Below are 22,498 nucleotides of genomic sequence, written 5' to 3' on the forward strand. Positions count from 1 at the left end.
GTCAGTTCTCCTTCGCCGGGCGGGGGGCCGCGGTCGGGTGGTGGTCGGGGGCGGGCGTGGGCGGCATGAGCGGGTTCCACAGGTGCATCAGGGCGTAGGAGCGCCACGGTTGCCAGGAGTGCGGGTCAGGCTCGGTGCCGCCGGCACCCAGGTCCGCGAGCACCCGGCGCACGGCGAGGTCGGTGGGCAGGAAGACGTCAGGGTGCCCGAGCGCCCGCATGGCGACGTAGTCCGCGGTCCATGGTCCGATCCCGGGCAGCGCGAGCAGCGCCCGGCGTACGCCGTCGCGGTCGGGGCCGCGGTCGAGCACGACCTCGCCGGCCGCCAGGGCGCTCGCCAGCCCGACGAGCGCGCGGCCGCGTGCCCGCGGCATCGGCAGGGTCTCGGGATCGACCCCGGCCAGCGTGGCAGCGTCCGGGAACAGGTGCGTGAGGCCGGGGACGGGCGAGTCGACCGGGCGGCCGTGGGCGGCCACGATTCGTCCGGCCACGGTGCGCGCACCGGTGACGCTGACCTGCTGGCCGATCACGGTGCGCACGGCGGTCTCGTCTCCGTCGACCTGCCCCGGGACGCGCAGTCCCGGCGTGGCGCGCACGAGGTCACCGAGCACGGGGTCGGCGCCGAGGTGCGCGTCGACGGCGCCGGGGTCGCAGTCGGCGTCGAGCAGGCGGCGTGCGCGCTCGCTGGCCGCGGCGGTGTCGCGGAGGTCGGCGAGCCAGAACTCGGCCTCCACGAAGCCGGTGCCCCCGGCGCCCGCCAGGTCGTCGAGGTGGAGGCGGACCGTGCCGGGGCCGTGCGGGAGGTCGAGGGTGCGGGCGTAGCAGCCGGGTGCGGCCACCTCGACGCCCGGGACGAGGTGGTAGGCGAGGAAGTCCAGGAGCCGTCGCCCCGCGAAAGGAGTGCGCACCGCCAGCCGCATGGCCAGGGAGCCCGACGCGCGGCCGTCACGCGGAGTGCGTCTGCTCCCCCGCAGCAGGCTCGGCGAGGCGTCGTAGACCTCGCGCACGGTCTCGTTGAACTGCCGCACGCTGGCGAACCCGGCGGCGAAGGCCACGTCGGTGATGGCCAGGTCGGTGGTCTCCAGCAGGGTCCTCGCGGTCTGCGCACGACGGGCGCGGGCCAGGGCGAGCGGCGTGGCGCCCAGCTCCTGGCTGAGCAGGCGGCCGAGGTGCCGCGGGGTGTAGCCGACCCGGCGCGCCAGGCCGTCCACCCCCTCGCGATCGACGAGCCCGTCGGCGATCAGGCGCATGGCGCGTCCGGCGACGTCGGCGGCGACGTCCCACTCGGGGCTGCCCGGTGTGGCGTCGGGCAGGCAGCGCTTGCAGGCGCGGTAGCCGGCAGCGTGGGCGCTGGCGGCCGTGGCGTGGAAGCTGACGTTGGCGACCGCCGGGGTGCGCGCCGGGCAGGAGGGCCGGCAGTAGATCCCGGTGGTGCGCACGGCGGTGTAGAACACGCCGTCGAAGCGCCGGTCCCGGCTCTGCACCGCGCGGTAGCACGCGTCGGTGTCGAGGTGTCCGGACGGCGTCATGCCTCGAGTCTGACGACTCGGGGCATGACACACCAGCGGAAATCGGACACGGCCGTCCGCGCTCAGGCGCCGGGACGGTAGCGACGCTCGGGACGCCCGGCACCGCCGTACTGCAGGCGCACCGACGCCGACCCGCGAGCCACGAAGTGCTCGAGGTAGCGGCGGGCCGAGACCCGGGAGATGCCGACGACCTCGGCACACTCCGCCGCGGAGAGCTCACCGGCCTCCCCCAACGCCGACGCGACGAGGTCGGCCGTCTGCGGGCTCAGCCCCTTCGGCAGCGTCGCCGCGGGTGCGGGCGCGGCCGAGCCGAACACGGCGTCGATGTCCTGCTGGCCCGGCGCCGCCGGACCCGACAGGGCCAGGTGGGCGGAGCGGAAGGACTCCAGGCGCACCCGCAGGTCGTCGTAGTCGAAGGGCTTGACGAGGTAGTGGACCGCTCCACTGGACGCTGCGGCGCGCCACGTCCCCGGTCCACGTGCGCCCCTGCTGCACGGTGCTGCCGGACAGGTCGATGCGACGTTCACGGCCACCGAAGTCGCTGCTGACGAGCACGAACACCCCGGGTGAGTCGGCCTCCGTGATGACGGCGCTGGAGGGCAACCTGATGGCCCGGGCGGGACGGGCGGCACAGGCGCTGGCCACCGCCGCCATCGGGTCCTTCATCGCCGGTACCATCGGCACCTTGCTGGTGGTCTTCTTCGCCCCGGCGCTCGCATCGGTGGCGGTCGAGATCGGCGCGCCGTCCTACTTCGCGCTGATGGTGCTCGCCATGGTCATGGTGACCAGCGTGCTGGGTCGCTCGTGGCTGCGCGGCTTCATCGCGCTCTTCGTCGGCCTCACCATCGGTCTGGTCGGCCTCGACCTCAACACCGGCCAGCCGCGGCTGAGCTTCGACCAGCCGCTGCTCGCGGACCGCATCGACGTCGTCGTGGTCGCGGTCGGCATCTTCGCCCTCGGCGAGGCGCTCTGGGTGGCCGCGCACCTGCGTCGCAGCCCACTGCACGTCATCCCCGTCGGCCGGCCCTGGATGGGCCGCGCCGACCTCCGTCGGTCGTGGGGTCCGTGGCTGCGCGGCACGGCGTACGGCTTCCCGTTCGGCGCGCTACCCGCAGGCGGCGCAGAGATCCCGACCTTCCTGTCCTACCTGACCGAGAAGCGGATCGCGAAGCGCAACGGCCACGACGAGTTCGGCCACGGCGCGATCGAGGGCGTCGCAGGTCCGGAGGCGGCGAACAACGCCTCGGCGGCCGGCACCTTCGTGCCCCTGCTGGCGCTCGGCCTGCCAGTCACCGCCACCTCCGCGGTGATGCTCGCTGCCCTGCAGGGCTACGGCATCGAGCCCGGCCCGGGCCTGATGACCGACCAGCCTGAGCTGGTGTGGGCGCTGCTGGCCAGCCTGCTCGTCGGCAACGCGCTGCTGCTGGTGCTCAACCTGCCGCTCGCCCCGGTGTGGGCCAAGCTCCTGCGCATCCCCCGGCCGCAGCTCTACGCCGGCATCCTGTTCTTCGCCGCGCTCGGTGCCTACGCTGCCAACCTGCAGGCCTTCGACCTGTTCCTGCTGCTGCTGCTCGGCCTGCTGGGCCTGGCGATGCGCCGCTTCGGGCTGCCAGTGCTGCCGCTGATCCTCGGCGTGATCCTGGGCCCGCTCATGGAGTTCCGGCTGCGCGAGGCGATGTCCATCTCCGGCGGAGAGGTCTCCGGGCTCTGGAGCGAGCCGCTCGCCGTGGTGATCTACGTGCTCGTGGCCCTCGCGGTCGTGGCACCGCTCGTGCTCAAGGCCGTGCGCCCTGTCCCCGCCGACGTGGTGGAGGCCGAGGGGCTCGACATCCCTGCCGTCGAAGAGGAGAAGGTGCGATGAACGACCGTGCGACCGTGATCGTGGTGGGCTGGTCCCCCGACGAGTTCGGCGAGGCCGCCCTGGCGCGAGCCGTCGAGGAGGCGAGGCTGCGTCAGGGTCGGATCGTGGTGGTCAACGCCACCCGCGGTGACGCGCTCGTCGACGACCGATACGCCGACGAGGACCAGCTCGCCCGGCTGGCGACCGAGCTGGCCGCCAGCGGCGTCGAGGTCGACGTACGCCGCTCGATGGGCGCCGACGTCGGCGACCAGGTGCTCGCCGTCGCCGGCGACGTGTCCGCCGACCTGATCGTCATCGGCCTGCGCCGGCGCTCGCCGGTGGGCAAGTTGCTCATGGGCAGCGTCGCGCAACGCATCCTGCTCGGTGCCGAGTGCGCGGTGCTGGCGGTCAAGCCGCCGCACTGATCCCACCTGCTGCGCGACGTCGAAGGGCCCGGTCTGGTGACCGGGCCCTTCGTTCGTGCGTCCTCGGTGCGCCGACGCGCTCAGCCGGCCTCCGTGCGCACGAGCGGCCCGCGGGCGAGCACGACCACCATGACGAGCGGGATGGCCGCGGCGAGCACGTGCGGGAAGGGCGTCAGGATCGCGAGGAACCCGGTGAGCACGCCACCGAGGAGTGCGATCGCACCGAACAGCCGCCTCGTCGTGGCCCTCCCAGCAGCCACGTCGACCGTCTCGGGGTCGTCGCCGTGGATCAGCCGTGCCACCCCGATCGCCGCCCCGGAGAGCAGCAGCAACGCCAGGACGGTCAGGACGAACGATCCCGCGACCTCCGGGTCGCGACCACCGATGAGGGCGACGGTCACCGCCAGGGCGAGCAGCGCGATCGACGCGACGACGGCGACGGCGATGCCCAGTCGCAGCCGGGCCGGCGTGGTGGGGTTCGGCCGTGGGGTCACGGGGCCAACGTAGGCGGTGCTTCGGGCGAAGCGCGGGACCAGGGCGGCAGCGCCGGAGGAAGGTCGACCAACGACGAAGGGCCCGGTCCGAAGACCGGGCCCTTCGTTCTGCGTTGGTACCCCCGACCGGATTTGAACCGGCGTTACCGCCGTGAGAGGGCGACGTCCTAGGCCGCTAGACGACGGGGGCTTGCAGATGCCGCTCACTGAGCGGCGGAGAGAACATTATCGAAGATGATGTCCCGCTCCAAATCCGGGCCGTGCGGTCCGGATTCGCTGGGGTACTAGGACTCGAACCTAGAACAACTGGACCAGAACCAGCCGTGTTGCCAATTACACCATACCCCATGGGGGTATCGAGCAGATCGCTTGCGATCATCCCGACCACCACGCAGTTCCTTGCGGAACCGATCCCGAACGTTACACGCGCGGGGGCGAGCCCTCCAAAACGGGGTCCTCCACACGGGCAGGCACTCCCCCGACCGGCGGCCCGACGTTCATCAGGCCCATCGCCTTCGCGACCCAGGACGCGAGCCCGAGGTAGACCAGCGACTGGACCAGCGTGGACACGATCATCCAGGGGCTCGCCGGACCCGTCGCGTTGAGCGCCTCGGTCATGTCGCCGAACGCCAGCGCCATGCCGTAGGCAAGGAAGTTGTTGAGCACGTGCATCGCGATGGCCGCCTCGAGGCCACCGGTGCGGATGACGAGGATGCCCGCCACCACGCCGAAGGCGAACCGGTCGAAGAACACCGGCGCGCTCTGCCCGACCCCGTGCGCGAGTGCGAAGAGCAGCGACGGCACGACCACCGCCAGCACGAGCGACACCCGCCGCCACCGCAGCAACGAGCCGAACGCCTGGGTGAGGTAGCCGCGGAAGACGTACTCCTCCCCCGCTGCCTGCAGCGGCGTCAGCAGGGCGATCACCAGCAGGAAGTCGCGGGTGGTGGTCGTGAAGTCGTTGACCGCCCCCACGGGCTCGGCGCCGTCCGCCACCGGCAGGAACAGCGCCACGCCCAGGCTGGCCACCAGCGCGACGACCGACAGCGGCAGGCAGGCCAGCAGGAAGCGCCAGCGCAGGCGGGGCGCCACCGACGAGAGCCAGCGCGGCTTGAGCCGGTGGAAGAGCCACAGCACGAGCCAGCTGGACGCGATGGCCGAGCCGAGCAGGAGGTTCAGCACCGCCAGGCCCATCGGCGTGACGCCCTGGGTGACGTCGAGCAGTGACCCGGCGTCCTCGACGCTGGTGCCGCCCACGATCAGGGCCACCAGCGCGACCAGGCCCAGCACGGCCGGAACGATCCCGAAGACCATCACCAGGAGCACCGCGGACCCGGCCAGGGAGCGCCACCAGCCGCCGCGCCCGACCCGGTGGAGCTCGTGGTAGCGCGGCCGGAAGTCGGGCGCGAGCTCAGTGGTCATGGCGTCGTCACGCCACCGCGGACTGCAGCCGCGACAGGCTGCGCTCACGACCGAGCAGCTCCATCGACTCGAACAGCGGCGGGCTGATGCGCTTGCCGGACACCGCCACCCGCACCGGCCCGAAGGCCACCCGCGGCTTGAGCTCCATGCCCTCGATCAGCGCCACGCGCAGCGCCTCCTCGATGGCGGCGGTCGACCACTCGTGCAACCCCGAGAGGGCGTCGTACGCCGCCCGGACGACGCCGCGGCCGGTCTCGTCGAGCAGCTTGGCGACGTCGTCGGGGTCGCGCTCGAAGTCGGCCTCGTCGACGAAGAGGAAGCCCAGCATCGGAGCGGCCTCGGTGAGCTTGTTGATGCGCTCACCCACGAGCGGCATCGCCAGCTCCAGCAGCTGCGCGTCGGCGTCGTTGACCGGGTCACCGACGACGCCGGCCTCCTTGAGGAACGGCAGCACCCGGTGGGTGATGTCGTCGAGCGGGAGCAGCCGCATCTGGGCGGTGTTGATCGCCTCGGCCTTCTTGAGGTCGAAGCGCGCCGGGTTGGGGTTGACGTCCTTGATGTCGAACGCCTCCACCATCTCCGCCATCGAGAAGACGTCGCGGTCGCCCGAGATCGCCCAGCCGAGCAGCGCGAGGTAGTTGAGCAGGCCCTCGGGCAGGAAGCCCTGCTCGCGGTAGGCCAGTGCGTGCGCCTCGGGGTCGCGCTTGGAGAGCTTCTTGTTGCCCTGGCCCATGACGTAGGGCAGGTGGCCGTAGGTCGGCACCTCCTTGGCGACGCCGAGCGCGACCAACGCCTCGAAGAGCGCCAGCTGGCGCGGGGTGCTGGACAACAGGTCCTCGCCGCGCAGGACGTGGGTGATCTCCATCAGCGCGTCGTCGATCGGGTTCACGAGCGTGTAGAGCGGGTCACCGTTGGCGCGCGACAGGGCGAAGTCGGGGACGTTCTCGGTCTCGAAGGTGATGTCGCCGCGGACAGCGTCGGTCCAGGTGATCGAGCCGTCCGGCATCCGGAAGCGCACGATCGGCGAACGGCCGTCGGCCTCGAAGGCGGCGCGCTGCTCGGCGGACAGGTCGCGGCAGAACCCGTCGTAGCCCTGCATCTTCGAGCCCGACGCCTGCCGGCGGGCGGTGACCTCGTCGTTCGTGCAGAAGCAGTCGTAGGAGTAGGACGAGTCGCGGAGCTGCGCCAGCACGTCGCGGTAGATGTCGCCGCGCTCGCTCTGCTTGTAGGGGCCGTGCGGCCCGCCGACCTCGATGCCCTCGTCCCAGTCGAGGCCGAGCCAGCGCCACAGCTCGACGATGGCGTCGTACGACTCCTGGGTGCTGCGCTCCTTGTCGGTGTCCTCCATCCGGAAGACGATCGACCCGCCGTGGTGGCGCGCGAAGGCCCAGTTGAACAGGGCGGTGCGCACCAGGCCGACGTGCGGCGACCCGGTGGGCGAGGGACAGAAGCGGACGCGGACGGGGCTCGTCATGGGGTGTCAGTTCCTCTTGGAGACGGTGTTGGTCAGGGCGCCGATGCCGGCGATCGAGATCTCGACCTCGTCACCGACCTGCATGGGGCCGACACCCTCGGGGGTGCCGGTGAGGATGACGTCGCCGGGCAGCAGCGTCATCACCGACGACACGTACGCGACCAGCGCGGGGACGTCGAAGATCATGTCGGCGGTGGTGCCGTCCTGGACCACGTCGCCGTTGAGGAAGGTCTGCACGGCGCGGCCGTCGGCGAAGTCCTGCGGGTCGAGGTCGGTCTCGATCCAGGGCCCCAGCGGGCAGAAGGAGTCGAAGCCCTTGGCGCGGGTGAACTGTCCGTCGGACTTCTGCAGGTCGCGCGCCGTCACGTCGTTGGCGATCGTGTAGCCGAAGATCACGTCCGTGGCCTGCTCGACCGGGACGTCGCGGCAGATGCGCCCGATGACGACGGCGAGCTCGCCCTCGTAGTGGAGGTCGCTGGTCTGCGCCGGGTACTGGATCGGGTCGCCGGGCCCGACGACCGTGGTGTTGGGCTTGAGGAACATCAGTGGCTCGGCCGGCACCTCACCGCCCATCTCCGCGGCGTGGGCGGCGTAGTTCTTGCCGATCCCGACGACCTTGCTGCGCGGGATGATCGGCGCGAGCAGGCGTACGTCGCTCAGCGCGTACTGCTCCTCGAGCACCTTGATCCCGACGTAGAGGGGGTCACCGGCGAGGGCGACGACGACGGAGTCCTCGGCAGGCTGGCCGAACTCGTCGACCTCCCCCGTCACGACGCCGAACCGCGGCTCCTCGCCCGTGCTGAACCGACAGATGCGCATGACCCGAGCCTATCGAGCGGCCGCGCGCCGCAGCGCATCGAGACGGGTGGTCGACGCCCTCGGGGGTGGGCGCGGCGGTGGCCCGCGACGGGGCGCCACTAGCCTCGGACCGGTGAAGGTGCTTCCTGCGGCCGAGTGGCGTCCCCTGGCCGACGCCCACGCCGCGCGCGTGGACGCGTTCGTCGAGCCGCACCTCGCCCGGCGCTCGGAGCAGGTCAAGCACCCCGTCCACGACTTCCTCTTCACCTACTACTCCCACCGCCCCGCCCAGCTGCGCCGCTGGCACCCCGGCTTCGGCGTCGCGCTCGAGGACGCCCCGGACCACGCCGGCCTCAAGGGCTACGGACCCGACCCGGTCGCGGTCACCGCCGCGTACGTCGTCTCGCAGCGCTCGCTGCTCACCCGGCTGCACACCCTGCTGTCGGCGACCGCCGGCCGGGCGCCGCAGTTCGGCTGCTTCGGCCTGCACGAGTGGGCGATGGTGCACCGCGCGTCCGAGCACGGCACCCGCCACGACTGGCCCCTGCGGCTGGGCCAGGAGGGCACCGACGCCGTCGTCGAGTCACACCGGATCGGCTGCTCGCACTTCGACGCCTTCCGCTTCTTCACCCCCTCGGCGCGCGGGCTCAACACCCTCCAGCCCGGCCGCGACGACCGGCCGGCCTTCGAGCAGCCGGGGTGCCTCCACGCCGGGATGGACCTCTACAAGCACGCCTTCCGGCTCTCGCCGATGATCGGCAGCGACCTGGTCGCCGACTGCTTCGAGCTGGCCCGCGACATCCGGGTGCTCGACATGCGCGCGGCGCCGTACGACCTCGCCGACCTCGGCGTCGAGCCCGTGCGGATCGAGACGGCCGAGGGCAAGGCGGCGTACGTCGAGGCGCAGCGCGGGTTCGCCGAGCGCGGCGCGCCGCTGCGGGCGCGGCTGGTCGCCGAGTGCGAGCGGCTGCTGGCCGCGGCGGACCGCGGGGGCAGCTAGCCGACGCCCAGGTCCGGGTCCTCGGGGTCGGGGTCGGCCGGCGGTGCGGCCGGGTCGAGGCAGGCCCACTCGGTGACGTCGCCGTGCTCGTTGCTGGTGCGAACGCAGGGACGCGTCGGCTCGTCGGCACGCACCTCCACGCTCCCCCCCGCCGAGGGCGAGAACGTCTCCCCCGCGAGCTCCACCGACTCGTCGTCGGACAGCTCGACCGGCACGGAACCTCCGGTCGTCTGCACGGCCAGGTGCTGCAGCCACAGCATCTCGACCCGGTCGTGGTGCATCGGCCGGGTCCGGTCGATGCGGGAGTCGAGTGCCAGCACGAGCGGGGTGGCCGCAGCGAAGAGCAGGGCGATCCCTGCGAGGACGGCCCACGTCGTGAGCCCCTGCGGCCTGGCGGACGGAGTCATGGTGCGGACTCTAGGTGCCCGCGACGTCCCCCGGCCCCGGCGGTCCGGCGGCCCCGACCCAGGAGCGGGTCAGAACTCGTAGCCGAAGGCCTCGATCGTGTCCGCGAAGACGTCGGCGACCCGCTGGCGCGAGGCGTCGGAGTAGAGCTCGCGGTAGTGCCCGGCGGGGCGGGCGTTGCCCTTCGCGCGAGGCAGGTCGGGGCGCCCCGGCAGGCCGAGCTGGTCCCAGACCTCGCCGAGCTCGGCGTCGAGGTTCTCGTAGCGCAGGACCCGGTCGAGCACCATCTGGCCGCGGATGCGGTAGAGGCGACGGTTGTTGGCGAGCTGCTCGATCCAGATCTCCTGGACGTAGGCCTCGAAGTCCGGCAGCGCGGGGCGGTCCTTGTACTTCCAGAAGTAGAGCGAGACCACCGCGTCCCACGGGTTCCGCTCGATCGCGAAGGTGTAGTAGTCGTCGAAGGCCTGCGCCCCGACCAGGTCGCGGGTGGCCCTGGCGCCCATGTGGTTGTACGCCTTGCGCGGCAGCGGCGGTGACGCGAAGTTCTGCGGCGCACGGCCCCCGGCGGCGGCGCGCAGAGCCTCGTCCTCGGGGCTGATCTCGGTGATGATGTCGTCGGGCCCGCACACCTTCGACAACGCGATCTCCACGCTCGTGCCCGCGGTCTTGCGGGTCTTGAGGAAGATGAAGCGGTGCTGGTGGGACGCGATCACGGGCAGAACCCTATCCGTCCGGCCGCGGATACGGTGGCTGCCGTGACCGAGGCCCAGACAGCAACAGGCACCCACTTCCGCGGCGAGGACTGGTGGGGCGACGACCTCGGTGCCGCCAGGTTCGTCGAGTGCACCTTCACCGACCTCGACCTGTCGGAGGCCACCACCTCGGGGGCGGTCTTCGAGCGGTGCACCTTCCACGGCGGGCGCTTCAACGCCTCCACCCACACCGCCACCGCGTTCGTGGGCTGCGACTTCCGGCGTACGTCGTTCTTCGACGCCACGCTCGACGGTTGCAAGCTGGTCGGCAGCACCTTCTCCGAGTGCACGCTACGACCGCTCACCGTCGTCGGCGGCTCGTGGCTCGGGGTGACGATCCGCGGCACCAACCTCTCCCGGCTCGATCTCGCCGGCGTCGACCTCCGCGAGGCCGACCTCTCGATGTCGGACCTCACCCTCACCTCGCTGGCCCGGGCGCGGCTGGACCGCGCGCTGCTGCGGCAGTCCGTGCTGGACCGCACCGACCTGCGGGGCGCGAGCCTCGACGGCGTGGACCTCGCGTCCGCCGTGCTGAGGCGGACCCACCTCGACCTCACCGGTGCGGTGCTGCTGGCCGAGCTCCACGGGGCGGACGTGGACACCTCCGCCTGACCGACTCAGGCGAGGCGCGCCCGCAGGCCGTCAATCACCAGGTCGAGCCCGAGGTCGAAGTCCGGCAACGACTCCAGGGAGCGCTCGACCGCGCCGAGGCTCACCGCCTGCCGGGCGGTCTGCTCCTCGAAGGCGTGGCCGAAGACGTAGTGGACGAGCGTCCGCGACGCGACGGCGACCAGCTCGTCGGGCACGTCGGCGTCGGCCAGGACCTCCTCCATCTCCGCCACCGGGGCGGCGGCGCCGAGCCCGAAGGCCCACACGGTGGCGACCACGTCGGCGCCGTCGGTCACTGCGAGCATCGCGTGGCGCAGCTCGGCGCACACCTCGCGCAGCCGGTCGGGCCACGCCACCGCCTGTCGCGGTCGCGTCCCGCGCGCGAGGATCTCGTCGGCGACCGCGGCGAGCAGGGCCTGCTTGCTGGCGAAGTGGTGGTAGATCGCGCTCGGCTGCACGTCGAGCTCGGCGCCGAGGCGGCGCATCGTCAGCGCCGAGAGGCCGTGGGCGTCGAGCAGGGTGACGGCGTGGGCGAGCACGTCGCTGCGATGGTGGGCCACGCACCCTCCCGGTCCTCGGACGACGTTGACGCTGGCTTCGCAGCCACTCTAACCTGAACACTGTTCAGGTTGCCCGCAGCGCTCAGCAAGGACCCCGATGACTGCCACCGCCCAGCCCGAGACCCGCCCCGAGACCACCGGCGGGTCCTCGTCGCCGACGCGCGACATCGCCCTGGTCGCCGCCTTCGCCGCGCTCATCAGCGCCAGCGCCTACGTCGGAGCGATTCCGGTCGGCAGCGCCGGCGTGCCGATCACCCTGCAGACCCTGACGGTCATGCTGGCCGGCTGCATCCTGGGTCCGGTCCGCGGCTTCTCCGCCGTCACCCTCTACCTCGCGCTCGGCGCGGTCGGCCTGCCGGTCTTCGCCGAGCACTCCTCGGGCATCGGCGTCTTCACCGGACCCAGCGGCGGCTACCTGCTGTCGTTCCCGATCGCCGCGGCGCTCGGCGGGTTCCTGGTGGCCCACGTCGCGCGCGAGCGGCGCACGCGCGCGCTGGTCGTCTTCGCGTGCTCCATCGCCGCGAGCATCCTGGTCATCCACCCGCTCGGCATCCTCGGGATGATGCTGCACTTCGACGTCTCGTTCCTCGAGGCCGCCGCGTGGGACATGCCGTTCTGGCTGGGCGACGTGGTGAAGACGTCGCTCGTGGCGATGATCGCCGCCGAGGTGCACCGCGCCTTCCCGCAGCTGCTGCAGCGCGACTGAGCCTCCTTGCCCACGATCGAGCTCGACCAGGCCAGCGTCCGCGTCCCCCTTCCGGGCCGCGGCGAGCGCGAGGTGCTCGCACCCACGACCCTGACGCTCACCGAGCGTCGGGTCGGGGTGATCGGTGCCAACGGCTCGGGCAAGTCGACGCTGGCGCGGCTGCTCAACGGCCTGGTCCGCCCCACCTCGGGCCGGGTGCGCGTCGAGGGCCGCGACGTGGTGCGCGACGGCGCGGCCGTGCGCCGCCTGGTGGGCTTCTGCTTCACCGACCCGGCCGCCCAGCTGGTGATGCCGACGTGCGTGGAGGACATCGAGCTCTCGCTGCGCCGTCGCGTCGCCGACGGGTCGACGCGGCGCGCGCGGGCGATGGAGGTGCTCGCCGCCAACGGCCTGGCCGACCACGCGCACGACTCGGTGCACTCGCTCTCCGGCGGCCAGCGCCAGCTGCTCGCCCTCGCCGGCGTGCTCGCGCTCGAGCCCACCGTCGTCGTCGCCGACGAACCCACCACGCTGCTCGACCGCGCCAACACCCGTCGGGTCGGCGACACCCTCTTCGGCCTCGACCAGCAGCTCGTGCTCGTCACCCACGACCTCGACCTCGCGGCGCGCTGTGACCGGGTGCTCGTGGTCGACGCGGCACGGGTGGTCGCCGACGGCTCACCGTCGGAATCGATCGCGCACTACACCGGGCTCGTCGACCGGTGAGCGACCTCATGGCCGGGCTGCACCAGCCGGGCGACACGGTCCTGCACCGCCTCCCCGTGGGCGCCAAGGTCCTGGGGCTCGCGGCACTGAGCCTGTCCATCGTGCTGGTCCGCGACGTCCGCGCCGCCCCGGTCTTCCTGGTCGTCACGCTGCTGCTCGCGGCGCTCGCCCGGGTGCCACTGCGGTCGGTGTGGCGCGCGGCGCGGGGCGTGCTGGTGATCGCGGTGGTCGCGGGCCTGCTGCAGTGGCGGTGGTACGGCGGCGCGAAGGCCGCGGAGACCTTCCTCGACCTCCTCAGCCTGGGCCTGGCCGCACTGGCGCTGACCGCCACCACCGAGGTCAACGAGATGGTCGACGCCCTTGCCCGGTGGGCGCGACCGCTGCGGGTCCTCGGGGTCGACCCCGACCGTGTGGCGCTGACCGTGGCGCTGACGATCGGGGCCCTGCCGGGCACGATCGCGATCGCGCGGGAGACCCGTGACGCGGCGCGGGCCCGCGGCCTCGACCGCAACCCCCGGGCGTACCTCTCCCCCTTCGTGATCCGCGTCGTCGCCCGCGCCCACGAGTCGGGCGACGCACTGCACGCCCGCGGGATCGGCGACGACTGAGGCTCACCAGCCGGGCGGGCGCCTGTCCGCCCAGGGCGCCGCGACCTCGACCTGCGCGGACACCGAGAGCAGCAGCTCCTCCTCGGCCGGACGGGCCGCGAGCATCACGCCGACCGGCAGGCCGTCGTCGGTCCAGTGCAGCGGCAGCGAGACCGCCGGCATGCCGGTGACGTTCCACGCACTGGTCCACGGGGTGAAGGCCTTCTGCGCCTCGAAGTCGCGCTCGGGATCGGCGTCGTCGCGCAGCGACCCCACGGGCACGGGCGGGCTCGCGAGGGTGGGCGTGAGGACGACGTCGTACGCCGCCAGCGCGGCGAGCGCCGCAGCGGCGTGCTGGCGCAGGCGGCCGATGGCCAGGCCGAACTCCGGTCCGCTGACGCCGTGGCCGCGCGCGGAGAGCCAGCGGGTCAGCGGACGCAGCCGGTCCTCGCGTCCGGGAGGTGCGGCGGAGAGGGCGGTGAGCACCGCCCAGCAGGCCTCGAAGTCGGCGACCGCGTCGTGCGGGATCGGCACGGGGACGTCCTCGACGTCGTGGCCGAGGCTCGCGAGCAGTCGGGAGGCGTCGTCCCACGCGGCCACGGACGCGGGGTGCACCTCGACGTCCGCGATGACGGGGGCGACGAAGCGGGCGACCCGCAGGCGGCCCGGCTCCCGGTCGCAGGCCTCGAGGAACGTGCCGCTGGGCGGTGGCGCCCAGAAGGGGTCGCCCACCCGCCGCCCGGCCAGGACGTCGAGCAGCGCGGCGGCGTCGCGGACGGTGCGGGCGAGCGTGCCCGGCGTGGCGAGCCCGACCGGGTCGCCGTAGCGCGGCGCACCGCTGATCCGCCCGCGCGACGGCTTGAGGCCGACCAGCCCGCAGCAGGAGGCCGGGATCCGGATCGACCCGCCGCCGTCGGAGCCGGGCGCGACCGGCAGCAGGCCGGCGGCGACCGCGGCGGCGGCCCCGCCGGACGAACCGCCGGCGGTGCGGGTGGTGTCCCACGGCGTCACGGACGGCGGGGCGACGTCGGGCTCGGTGTAGCAGGGAGACCCGAACTCCGGCGTGCTCGTCTTGCCCAGGCTCGGCATCCCGGCGGCCTCGACGGTGAGGACGAGGTCGTCGGACGCGTCGGGCACGAAGTCGTCGTACGCCGCCGAGCCGAAGGTGGTGCGCACCCCCGCGGTGGGATGGAGGTCCTTGATGCCGGTCGGGACGCCCCAGAGCGGACCTGCGTCCGTGGGGCGTCCCGCCGTCATCAGTCGGCGGGCGTGCTCGCGCGCCTGGTCGTGGGTGGTCGTGACGAACGCACCCACTGCCCCACGAACGGGATCAGAGGCACGCCCGGCGTAGTGCTCGACCAGCTCGAGCGGCGACACGTCACCGTTGCGCACGGCGTCGCCCTGCTCGAGCGCGGTCAGGTCGTGGAGGGGCACTCCACGAACCTACTCACGGCCGGGCGGGGATCAGGCCGCGACCTCGACCTCGTGCGCGACGAGCGCGTCGAGCGCACCGAGGAAGCGCTGCACGGCGGCCTCGTCCTCCAGCGGGTCGCCCGCGACGGCCGACTCGTCGACGACGATGCCCTCGACGACGACCGCGCCGGCGATGGTGGCGGAGTGGCGGGCGTGCTCGTGCGACCACTCGTGGGGGTGGCGCCGATGGCCGCGAAGGGCTTGCCGACGATGGCGCCCTGGCCGTAGGGGCGCGAGAGCCAGTCGATGGCGTTGTTGAGCACCGCGGGCATGGTGCCGTTGTACTCCGGGGTGACGGCGAGGACGCGGTCCGCGGCCGCGACCGACTCGCGCAGCGCGGTGGCGCTCGCGGGGGCGGTCTCGCCGTCGATCTCCTCGTTGTAGAACGGGACGGCGTCGAGGCCCTCCACGACGTCGACGGTCACGCCGGCGGGCGCGTGGTCGCGCAGGTGCTCGGCGATGCGACGGTTGAGGCTCCCGGCGCGGGTGGAGCCCAGGAGGACGGCGACGCGGGTCTGCTGGTCAGTGGTCATGACCACTAAACGGACCGCGGTCCGTTTCTATTCCTGCGGATCACCGGATTCCTCCACCTAGGCTGGCGCGCGTGACCCGACTGCTCCCGATGGCCGGCGAGCCCGCTCCCGAGCGGGCCGACGCTGCGCGCAACCGCGAGGCCATCCTCGCAGCCGCGCTGCGCCTGGTGCAGGCCCGAGGGGTCGACTGCGTGACCATGGAGAACGTCGCCTCCGAGGCGGGCGTGGGCAAGGGCACCGTCTTCCGGCGCTTCGAGACCCGCGAGGGCCTCATGGCAGCGGTGCTCAACGAGTCCGAGACCGCATGGCAGGCGAGCGTGATCTCCGGTCCGCCACCGCTCGGACCCGGCGCTCCCCCGCTGGATCGGCTGCTGGCCTTCGGCCACTCCCGACTGCGGACCAACGTCACCCATGCCGCGCTCATCAAGGCCGCGACCGGGTCGAGCTCGGCGCGCTCGCGGGCCGCGGCGTCCTTCGCGGTGATGCACGTGCGCCACCTGCTCGGCGAGCTCGGGGTCAGCGGCGACCTCCTCCTGCTCTCGATCGCGCTCCTGGCGCCGCTCGACGTCGTGGTCGTCGAGCAGCAGCAGGCCGACGACATCTCGCTCGAGCGCATCGAGGTCGGCTGGGACGACCTGGTGCGGCGCGTGGTGGGCTGAGCCCGACGGACCGGGTCCGCCTCAGCCGACGGCGCTGAAGGTGATCAGCGCGCCACCGAACCAGACCACGGCGCCCGCCACCAGCGCGACGAGCGGGATCCACCAGGTCGAGCGGGCGCGGCGCCACCGCCTGACCACCCACGCGAGGGCCACCAGGAAGACCACGGCGGGCGAGAGCGCCGAGGTGAAGATCCCCACCGACATCAGGTCGGCGTTGCAGGCGTTGGCCATGCAGCCGTCGGAGGCCATCGAGGTGAGCAGGCCCATGAAGCCCGCGATCGGCACGAGCACCGCGAGGCCGACGAGGAGCAGGACGGTGACGACGCGGTCGGCCGGCGAGACCGCACGCGTCCGGTCGGCGTACGTCGCCTGTTCGCTCACGCGGGCGAGCCTAGGTCACTCAGCGGTGCTGGCGCCGCAGGCCGAACGTCAGCCCGTCGACGAGCGCGCCCCACGACGCCTCGATGACGTTGGCGCCCACGCCGACGGTCACCCACGACGACTCGCCGTCGGTGGTCTCGATGAGCACCCGCGTGATCGCGTCCGTGCCGTGGCCCTGGTCGAGGATGCGCACCTTGTAGTCGATCAGCTCGAACTTGGCGACCTCGGGGTAGGCCTGCCCGATGGCCTCGCGCAGGGCCGCGTCGAGGGCGTTGACCGGGCCGTTGCCCTCCCCCGTGACGACGTACCTCACGCCCTCGGCCCGGAGCTTCACCGTCGCCTCCGAGATGGCCTCGCCGTCGGTGCGGGTCTCGGTGATGACGCGCCACGACTCGACGTCGAAGTACGACGGACGCATCCCCTCGACCTCCTCGGCGAGCAGCAGCTCGAAGGACGCGTCGGCGGCCTCGAAGGTGTGGCCGTGCTGCTCCATCTCCTTGACGCGTGCGGTGACGCGGGTGACGAGCTCCCTCATCTCGGGCGAGCCGTCGGAGAGGTCGTAGCCGAGCTCTCGACCCTTCAGCTCGATCGACGCACGACCGGCCATGTCGGAGACGAGCAGGCGCATGTCGTTGCCGACGACCAGCGGGTCGAGGTGCTGGTAGAGGTTCGGGTCGACCTTGATCGCGCTGGCGTGCAGCCCCGCCTTGTGCGCGAACGCCGAGGTGCCGACGTACGGCTGGCGCGAGGCGGGCGGGACGTTGGTGACCTCCGCGACGGCGTGGGCGATGCGGGTCGCCTCGCGCAGCAGGCCCTGGGGCAGGACGCTGCGGTCCAGCTTGAGCTCGAGGTTGGCCACGACCGTGACGAGGTCGGCGTTGCCGGTGCGCTCGCCGTAGCCGTTGATGCAGCCCTGCACGTGCGTCGCACCTGCCGCGACCGCGGCCAGCGAGTTGGCGACCGCGCAGCCGCTGTCGTTGTGGGCGTGGATGCCCACGCGCGCCCCCGTCGTCTCGATCACGTCGAGCACCACGTCGGAGACCCAGTCGGGCAGCATGCCGCCGTTGGTGTCGCAGAGCGCCACCACCTCCGCGCCGGCCTCGGCGGCGGTGCGCAGCACCTCGAGGGCGTACGCCCGGTTGCCGCGGTAGCCGTCGAAGAAGTGCTCGGCGTCGAGGAAGACCGTCTGTCCCTCCTCGCGCAGGTGGGTCACGGTGTCGCGCACCATCGCGAGGTTCTCCTCCAGCGTGGTGCGCAGCGCGAGCTCCACGTGGCGGTCGTGGGACTTCGCGACCAGCGTGACCACACCGGCTCCGCTGTCGCGCAGGGCCGCGACCAGCGGGTCGTCGGCAGCGCGTACGCCGGCGCGGCGGGTCGCACCGAAGGCGGCGAGCCGCGCGTGGCGCAGGTCCAGCTCGGCCGCAGCGCGGCGGAAGAACTCGGTGTCCTTGGGGTTCGCACCCGGCCACCCGCCCTCGATGTAGCCCACGCCCAGGTCGTCGAGCTGCCGGGCGATGCTGAGCTTGTCCGCGACCGAGAGGTTGAGGCCCTCCTGCTGGGCGCCGTCGCGCAGGGTGGTGTCGTAGACGTGGAACGCGCCGTGGAGGTCCATCGGTCTTCTCTCGGTCGGGCTGCTGGGTGCTCGGGAAACAAAAAGACCTCCTGGGGTGCAGGAGGTCGGCGCGGCGGGGTGTCCCGCCGCGCTAGGAAATGATGGTCGTGCTGGTGCTCATGGGATGAATCGTGCCACTGCGGCACCTTCCATGAGACGCGCGTCTCGCGATGCGGTCCCGACGGCTGCACCGGCCTTCCAGCAGGGAGGAACCCGACCCCGCGACAGGGTCCGGCAGAAGACCCGTGGAGCGACCTCGGTCAGGCTTCGGACCCTGCACCCGGCGCGGAGGGACGCAGTACGGCCTGGATCTCGGCGTGCCGCACCAGGAAGGCCCGCTCGTCGAGCTTCTTGCGGCGCAGCCAGCCGGTGACCTCGTCGTTGCACTTGCTGGCGTTGCAGGACCGGCACGCCGGCACGATGTTGGTGAGCGTGTAGCGCCCGCCGCGCGAGATCGGGAGGACGCAGTCGCGCTGGAGCGGGCCGTCGGTGCTGCCGCAGTAGGCGCAGCCGCCCCACGCCGCCTGGAGCGCCTCCCACTGGGCGACGCCGAGGTCGTGGACCACGCTGTCCATGCGCCTCTTGCGGCGCCTGGCCGATCGCACCTGCCGGCTGTTGCGCGCCGCCACGGGTGTCAGAGCCAGCCGGGGAGGCGTACGTCGCTGAGCGGCGCCGCGTCGTCGGGCGCCCACGACGTCCCCTGCGCCGAGGCCGCGGCGCCGAGGCCGGAGGCACCGGCAGCGACGAGGAGGGTGACGAGCAGCCACGGCACGCCCTGCCGGGCGAGCGGGTCGACGACCCGGTGGACCGGCGAGCGCAGCCGCTCCGAGCCAGGTCCCCACCACAGGCCGACGGCGAAGGAGACGCCGATGGCGCCCAGCGAGGTCAGCATCGAGAGGGACGCGGCGAAGCAGAGCAGGGCGATCGCGGCGGCGATGCCCAGGCTCCACAGGAGGAGCAGGAGCGTGCCGCCGAGGCCGGCCACCACGTGCCACGGCGCGGCGAGCAGCAGCTGGATGCCGTCGTACCACTTGATCCCGCGGCGGCTGCGGCGGTTGCCGACCGAGCTGGCCGCCATCGAGCCGCTGCGCAGCAGCCAGACGCCGATGAAGAGGACGGCGAGCGCGAGGTAGGGGGCGACGGTGATGCCGCCGGCGACGACCCCGCCGAGGGCGAGCAGGGTGCCGGAGCGGCGCAGGCGCTCCGCGGCCGGGGCGCGCTCGCGCACCGGCGGACCGTAGTCGGCGACGTACTCGGTGGTGCCGTCGGGCAGCACGCGCGTCTGTCGGTGCGGGACCGTCCCGTCGTCACCCCAGCCGTGGGCCGGGAGGTCGTGGTGGGTGTCGTCGTCCTGCGCGTCCCACTCGTCCGACCAGTGCACCGGCTCCGACGGGTGCGACCCTGTCGGTCGGGGCGCGACGCCCGTGCCGACGCGGGTCGGGGCGGCGGCGTCCTCGTGCGCCACGGCGGCGTACGGCAGCGTGACGGGGCTGGCGGCGAAGCGCTCGCGCGGCCGGTCGTCCTCGACAAGGGCCTCGGGGTCGGCGAGGTCCTCGAGCCAGTCGCGCACCTCCTCCAGCGACGGGCGGTCCTCCGCGGCGGGGGCCAGCGCCTCCTCGACCAGCGGCAGCACCTTCGGGTCGAGGCCGGACAGGTCGTGCTCGCCTCGGCGCACGCGGTCCATGATCGCCACCGACGGCCCGCGGCCGAACGGTGCGCGGCCGGTGCCGGCGTACGCCACCGTGGCGGCCCAGGCGTGCACGTCGGAGGCGGCCGAGGCGTCGTCGCCGTAGAGGATCTCGGGGGCGAGGTAGCCCGGGGTGCCGAGCAGCCAGCCGTTCATGGTGATGCGGGAGTCCTCGGCGACGCGGGCGAGCCCGAAGTCGATGAGGATCGGGGTGCGCCCCTCCATGATCACGTTGGACGGCTTGATGTCGCGGTGCAGCACGCCGACGGCGTGGACGGCCTCGATGGCCTCGGCGAGGCAGTCGGCGAACCAGAGCAGGTCGTCGCCGGAGAGCGCACCCTCCTCCTGCACGTGGTCGTGCAGCGAGAGGCCGGGGACGTAGCGGGTGGCGACGTAGGGGATCTCGCCCCACGGGTCGGCGTCGACGATCTCGGCGATGCGGCGGCTGCGGACCCGGGTCAGGGAGCTGACCTCGCGGGCCAGCCGGCGGCGGGCCTCGTCGTCGCCGACGACGTGGGGGCGCAGCACCTTGATCGCGACGGGCCGCTCCCCCGGCTTCTGCCCGAGGTGGACCACGCCCATGCCACCCTCGCCGAGGCGGGCACGCAGCGCGTAGCCGCCCACGGTCAGACCCGGCGGCGGCGCCTTCGGGGACGTCGTCACGCACACGAGGATACGGCCGGAGGACCTCGAAGCCCCTCATCCGGCACGCTGTCGGAGGTGCGCGCGAGGATGGGGTGATGGACGACGTACGCCGGCGCCTGGCCGAGGAGCGCAGCACGACCCTCGCGCGGCTGGCGAGCCTGACCGCCGACCACGACGCCGTGGTCGCGGCGTCGCTGGACACCAACGCCGACGACGAGCACGACCCCGAGGGCGCGACCATCGCCTTCGAGCGATCTCAGATCGGGGCCCTCGCCCGACAGGTGCGCCACCACCTCGCCGAGGTCGACGACGCGATCGAGCGGGTCGACGCCGGGACCTACGGGGTCTGCGAGCGCTGCGGCGCGCCGATCGGCACGGACCGGCTCGACGCGCTCCCGGCCGCGCGGTTCTGCATCCGGTGCGCGGCGGCCGGGTGAGCCGCCCCTGGCCCCGCACTCCGGCCCGGTAGCGTCCGCGGATGCCCAGCTCCCGGCAGTCCCGCTCCCGCCGATCCAGCGCTCGCCGGGGCGGCACCCGACGGCAGGAGCGGCCCCTGCCGGTCGCCGGGCCCGGCGAGCGGCTGTGGGTGCTCGACGTCCCCTACGGGACGCAGGTCGACGGCGCCACCTGGCACCCGGCCGTGCGGACCCACCTCCACGTCGGGCGCGCCCTGCCCGCCCACCTCGAGCCCTACGCACCGGGGCCGTGGACGCTCGGCCGCTTCATCGAGAACACCCTGAACCCCCACCGACCGACTCCGGACCCCGAGCCGGGCGACGCGCTCGAGCCCCGGAGGATCCAGTTCGAGGCGGCCGACGCGATCGCGGATCGCGCCGCCGCGGGCGGGCGGGCCTTCCTGCTCGCCGACGAGCCGGGCGTGGGCAAGACGATCTCCGCCGTCCTCGGGGCGATCGCGGCGGGCGACCTCCGCGGGGCGCGGCGGGTGCTCGTCGTCGCGGACCGGCCCGCGGCGATCACGATCGGCCACTGGTGCCGCACGATCACCGCGCTCGGCAGCGGCGGGCTGGAGTGGGTGGTGATCACGTGGGACCGGCTGGACAAGGTCGCGGACCACACCTGGGACGTGATCATCGCCGACGAAGCCCACGCGCTGCGGCGTACGACGACGAAGCGGTGGAAGCTCTGGGCCCGGATCTCCGGGCACGGCAAGGCGCACGACCGCGCACCGTTCGTCATCGCGACAACGGCGACCCCCGGCCACACGCCGCTCGAGCTGCCCTACCTCGCACCGGCGTACGCCCAGGTGCTGGGCGAGCCGGTGAAGGAATGGACCTCCACGACCCGGCCCGGCGAGGTGTTCGCCGGCGCGCTCGAGCGCCACGGCGTCGGGGTCGACCGGGGTCGCTACGGCGCCACGTGGACCGCCGACCCGGAGCGACGCGCCTCGGACCTCGCGCTCGTGCGCGGGTGGCTGGCCGACGAGCGGCCCGCGGCGATGCTGCACCGCGCGGCACCGTGGGGACCCGTGCCGATCTCGGGCATGCCGGTGACGCTCACGCCGTCGGAGCGCACGGCGTACGAGGCCGAGTGGGGCGAGTTCTGCCGTGAGATGGACATCGCCCGACGTGGACGCAACGTGGCCAAGGGACGGGCCGCGCTGCTGCGCTTCCGGCAGAAGGCCGGGCTGCTGCGGGTCGACTCGACGGTCGCCTGGATCGCCCAGCAGGTCGAGGCGGAGCGCCAGGTGGCGTGCTCGGTCGAGTTCGTCGGGACCGCGGCCGACCCGATCGCCGACCGGCTGCGCGACTCCGGCATCGACGTCGCCACGATCTACGGCCGCGACCGGTTCGACCCGGAGGCCGAGCGGCTCCGGTTCCAGACCGGCGAGGCGAAGGTCTGCGTCTTCACCGCGGTCGCCTCGATGAGCCTGCACGCCGGCGAGGCCCTCGCCGACGGTCGACGTGCGAGCACCGAGCCGCGCGTCGGTGTCTTCCACCAGGCCCGCTTCTCGGGCATCGCCGGCCGACAGGTGACCGGCCGCACGCACCGCGACCACCAGGTGTCGCCGTGGCACATCGCCTATGCCGAGGGCACCGTCGAGGAGCAGGTCGGCAAGGTGATGGTGGAGCGGATCGCCGCGGCATCCGACACCGTCGGCGGCGACACCACCGGCCTCACCGGCGTCGCCCGGCTCCTCGGGGCCGACTGGCTGCCCGCCACGACCCTGACGGAGGACGCCTGA

General features: G+C 73.2%; 25 protein-coding genes and 2 tRNA genes. 10 read left to right on the forward strand and 17 right to left on the reverse strand.

The genetic code is table 11. From position 1 onward, the window contains the following. Position 1: 1 nt before the first annotated feature. Together CFI00_RS15870 and CFI00_RS15875 are read right to left on the reverse strand one after the other, a co-directional pair. Positions 2–1,528: an Ada metal-binding domain-containing protein gene (locus CFI00_RS15870; protein WP_207082046.1), complete on the reverse strand. Its 1,527-nt coding sequence runs from the start codon at positions 1,526–1,528 to the stop codon at positions 2–4. A gap of 62 nt (positions 1,529–1,590) precedes the next feature. Continuing rightward, positions 1,591–2,061, reverse strand: a complete 471-nt coding sequence (locus CFI00_RS15875; protein ID WP_207082047.1) for a hypothetical protein — start codon at positions 2,059–2,061, stop codon at positions 1,591–1,593. On the opposite strand from CFI00_RS15875, the gene CFI00_RS15880 reads away from it, so the two are divergent. Together CFI00_RS15880 and CFI00_RS15885 are read left to right on the forward strand one after the other, a co-directional pair. After that, the gene (locus tag CFI00_RS15880; RefSeq protein WP_277988305.1) at positions 2,043–3,389 is read left to right on the forward strand and encodes a tripartite tricarboxylate transporter permease; all 1,347 of its coding nucleotides are present in this window, start codon (positions 2,043–2,045) and stop codon (positions 3,387–3,389) included. The two genes, CFI00_RS15875 and CFI00_RS15880, sit on opposite strands and share 19 nt — an antisense overlap. Continuing rightward, positions 3,386–3,793, forward strand: a complete 408-nt coding sequence (locus CFI00_RS15885) for a universal stress protein (protein ID WP_207082048.1) — start codon at positions 3,386–3,388, stop codon at positions 3,791–3,793. The genes CFI00_RS15880 and CFI00_RS15885 overlap by 4 nt, the downstream gene beginning before the upstream one ends. 80 nt (positions 3,794–3,873) lie before the next feature. Here the strand turns inward: CFI00_RS15885 and CFI00_RS15890 are convergent, their stop codons facing one another. The 6 genes from CFI00_RS15890 to CFI00_RS15915 all read right to left on the reverse strand — a co-directional run bounded on the left by CFI00_RS15890 (position 3,874) and on the right by CFI00_RS15915 (position 8,002). Further along, positions 3,874–4,287 (reverse strand): hypothetical protein, encoded by a 414-nt coding sequence (locus CFI00_RS15890; protein ID WP_207082049.1) that lies wholly within the window; start codon positions 4,285–4,287, stop codon positions 3,874–3,876. A 114-nt stretch (positions 4,288–4,401) separates the two neighbouring features. Next, positions 4,402–4,477, reverse strand: a tRNA-Glu gene (locus CFI00_RS15895). 86 nt (positions 4,478–4,563) lie between these two features. Next, positions 4,564–4,635, reverse strand: a tRNA-Gln gene (locus CFI00_RS15900). 72 nt (positions 4,636–4,707) lie between these two features. Then, positions 4,708–5,709 carry a CPBP family intramembrane glutamic endopeptidase gene (locus CFI00_RS15905; RefSeq protein WP_207082050.1) on the reverse strand — a complete coding sequence of 334 codons (1,002 nt, stop codon included), beginning with the start codon at positions 5,707–5,709 and terminating at the stop codon, positions 4,708–4,710. 7 nt (positions 5,710–5,716) lie between these two features. Then, the gene (gene gltX, locus CFI00_RS15910; protein ID WP_207082051.1) at positions 5,717–7,183 is read right to left on the reverse strand and encodes a glutamate--tRNA ligase; all 1,467 of its coding nucleotides are present in this window, start codon (positions 7,181–7,183) and stop codon (positions 5,717–5,719) included. Positions 7,184–7,189: 6 nt separating this feature from the next. After that, a complete protein-coding gene (locus CFI00_RS15915) occupies positions 7,190–8,002 on the reverse strand; it encodes a fumarylacetoacetate hydrolase family protein (protein ID WP_207082052.1) in 813 nt (270 codons plus the stop codon). A 112-nt stretch (positions 8,003–8,114) separates the two neighbouring features. On the opposite strand from CFI00_RS15915, the gene CFI00_RS15920 reads away from it, so the two are divergent. Further along, on the forward strand, positions 8,115–8,981 hold the full coding sequence (locus tag CFI00_RS15920; RefSeq protein ID WP_207082053.1) for a 3-methyladenine DNA glycosylase: 867 nt from the start codon (positions 8,115–8,117) through the stop codon (positions 8,979–8,981). Here CFI00_RS15920 and CFI00_RS15925 read toward each other — a convergent pair. Both CFI00_RS15925 and CFI00_RS15930 read right to left on the reverse strand, forming a co-directional pair. After that, positions 8,978–9,388 carry a hypothetical protein gene (locus CFI00_RS15925; RefSeq protein WP_207082054.1) on the reverse strand — a complete coding sequence of 137 codons (411 nt, stop codon included), beginning with the start codon at positions 9,386–9,388 and terminating at the stop codon, positions 8,978–8,980. The genes CFI00_RS15920 and CFI00_RS15925 overlap by 4 nt on opposite strands. A gap of 69 nt (positions 9,389–9,457) precedes the next feature. Continuing rightward, positions 9,458–10,099, reverse strand: coding sequence for a sulfotransferase family 2 domain-containing protein (locus CFI00_RS15930; RefSeq protein ID WP_207082055.1), 642 nt, complete (start codon positions 10,097–10,099; stop codon positions 9,458–9,460). Positions 10,100–10,141: 42 nt separating this feature from the next. Here CFI00_RS15930 and CFI00_RS15935 point away from each other — a divergent pair, with 42 nt between their 5' ends. Further along, positions 10,142–10,750, forward strand: coding sequence for a pentapeptide repeat-containing protein (locus tag CFI00_RS15935; RefSeq protein WP_207082056.1), 609 nt, complete (start codon positions 10,142–10,144; stop codon positions 10,748–10,750). A gap of 5 nt (positions 10,751–10,755) precedes the next feature. Here the strand turns inward: CFI00_RS15935 and CFI00_RS15940 are convergent, their stop codons facing one another. Continuing rightward, complete coding sequence (locus CFI00_RS15940; protein WP_207082057.1) at positions 10,756–11,307, reverse strand: TetR family transcriptional regulator; 552 nt, start codon at positions 11,305–11,307, stop codon at positions 10,756–10,758. Between the two features lie 97 nt (positions 11,308–11,404). On the opposite strand from CFI00_RS15940, the gene CFI00_RS15945 reads away from it, so the two are divergent. The 3 genes from CFI00_RS15945 to CFI00_RS15955 are packed head-to-tail and all read left to right on the forward strand — an operon-like array spanning position 11,405 to position 13,326. Further along, on the forward strand, positions 11,405–12,013 hold the full coding sequence (locus CFI00_RS15945; RefSeq protein WP_207082058.1) for a biotin transporter BioY: 609 nt from the start codon (positions 11,405–11,407) through the stop codon (positions 12,011–12,013). 6 nt (positions 12,014–12,019) lie between these two features. After that, entirely contained in the window at positions 12,020–12,718 is a 699-nt protein-coding gene (locus CFI00_RS15950) for an ABC transporter ATP-binding protein (protein ID WP_207082059.1), read from the forward strand. After that, positions 12,715–13,326: a CbiQ family ECF transporter T component gene (locus CFI00_RS15955; protein WP_242532435.1), complete on the forward strand. Its 612-nt coding sequence runs from the start codon at positions 12,715–12,717 to the stop codon at positions 13,324–13,326. Before CFI00_RS15950 ends, CFI00_RS15955 begins: the two co-directional genes overlap by 4 nt. A gap of 3 nt (positions 13,327–13,329) precedes the next feature. Here CFI00_RS15955 and CFI00_RS15960 read toward each other — a convergent pair whose 3' ends face one another. Both CFI00_RS15960 and CFI00_RS15965 read right to left on the reverse strand, forming a co-directional pair. Then, a complete protein-coding gene (locus CFI00_RS15960; protein ID WP_207082060.1) occupies positions 13,330–14,739 on the reverse strand; it encodes an amidase in 1,410 nt (469 codons plus the stop codon). Then, on the reverse strand, positions 14,721–15,311 hold the full coding sequence (locus CFI00_RS15965; protein ID WP_207082061.1) for an NAD(P)H-dependent oxidoreductase: 591 nt from the start codon (positions 15,309–15,311) through the stop codon (positions 14,721–14,723). The genes CFI00_RS15960 and CFI00_RS15965 overlap by 19 nt, the downstream gene beginning before the upstream one ends. Before the next feature lie 71 nt (positions 15,312–15,382). On the opposite strand from CFI00_RS15965, the gene CFI00_RS15970 reads away from it, so the two are divergent. Then, a complete protein-coding gene (locus CFI00_RS15970; RefSeq protein WP_242532436.1) occupies positions 15,383–15,970 on the forward strand; it encodes a helix-turn-helix domain-containing protein in 588 nt (195 codons plus the stop codon). Between the two features lie 21 nt (positions 15,971–15,991). Here the strand turns inward: CFI00_RS15970 and CFI00_RS15975 are convergent, their stop codons facing one another. From CFI00_RS15975 to CFI00_RS15990, 4 genes are all read right to left on the reverse strand, one after another. After that, positions 15,992–16,351: a DUF6264 family protein gene (locus tag CFI00_RS15975; protein WP_207082062.1), complete on the reverse strand. Its 360-nt coding sequence runs from the start codon at positions 16,349–16,351 to the stop codon at positions 15,992–15,994. A 19-nt stretch (positions 16,352–16,370) separates the two neighbouring features. Further along, complete coding sequence (cimA, locus tag CFI00_RS15980; protein WP_207082063.1) at positions 16,371–17,963, reverse strand: citramalate synthase; 1,593 nt, start codon at positions 17,961–17,963, stop codon at positions 16,371–16,373. Positions 17,964–18,223: 260 nt separating this feature from the next. Next, positions 18,224–18,538 (reverse strand): HNH endonuclease, encoded by a 315-nt coding sequence (locus CFI00_RS15985; RefSeq protein ID WP_207082064.1) that lies wholly within the window; start codon positions 18,536–18,538, stop codon positions 18,224–18,226. Positions 18,539–18,597: 59 nt separating this feature from the next. Further along, entirely contained in the window at positions 18,598–20,313 is a 1,716-nt protein-coding gene (locus CFI00_RS15990) for a serine/threonine-protein kinase (protein WP_207082065.1), read from the reverse strand. A 77-nt stretch (positions 20,314–20,390) separates the two neighbouring features. On the opposite strand from CFI00_RS15990, the gene CFI00_RS15995 reads away from it, so the two are divergent. Together CFI00_RS15995 and CFI00_RS16000 are read left to right on the forward strand one after the other, a co-directional pair. Further along, positions 20,391–20,732, forward strand: coding sequence for a TraR/DksA C4-type zinc finger protein (locus CFI00_RS15995; protein ID WP_207082066.1), 342 nt, complete (start codon positions 20,391–20,393; stop codon positions 20,730–20,732). Between the two features lie 41 nt (positions 20,733–20,773). After that, positions 20,774–22,498 (forward strand): DEAD/DEAH box helicase, encoded by a 1,725-nt coding sequence (locus CFI00_RS16000; RefSeq protein ID WP_242532437.1) that lies wholly within the window; start codon positions 20,774–20,776, stop codon positions 22,496–22,498.

It is taken from the genome of Nocardioides sp. S5, assembly GCF_017310035.1.
Lineage (GTDB): Bacteria > Actinomycetota > Actinomycetes > Propionibacteriales > Nocardioidaceae > Nocardioides.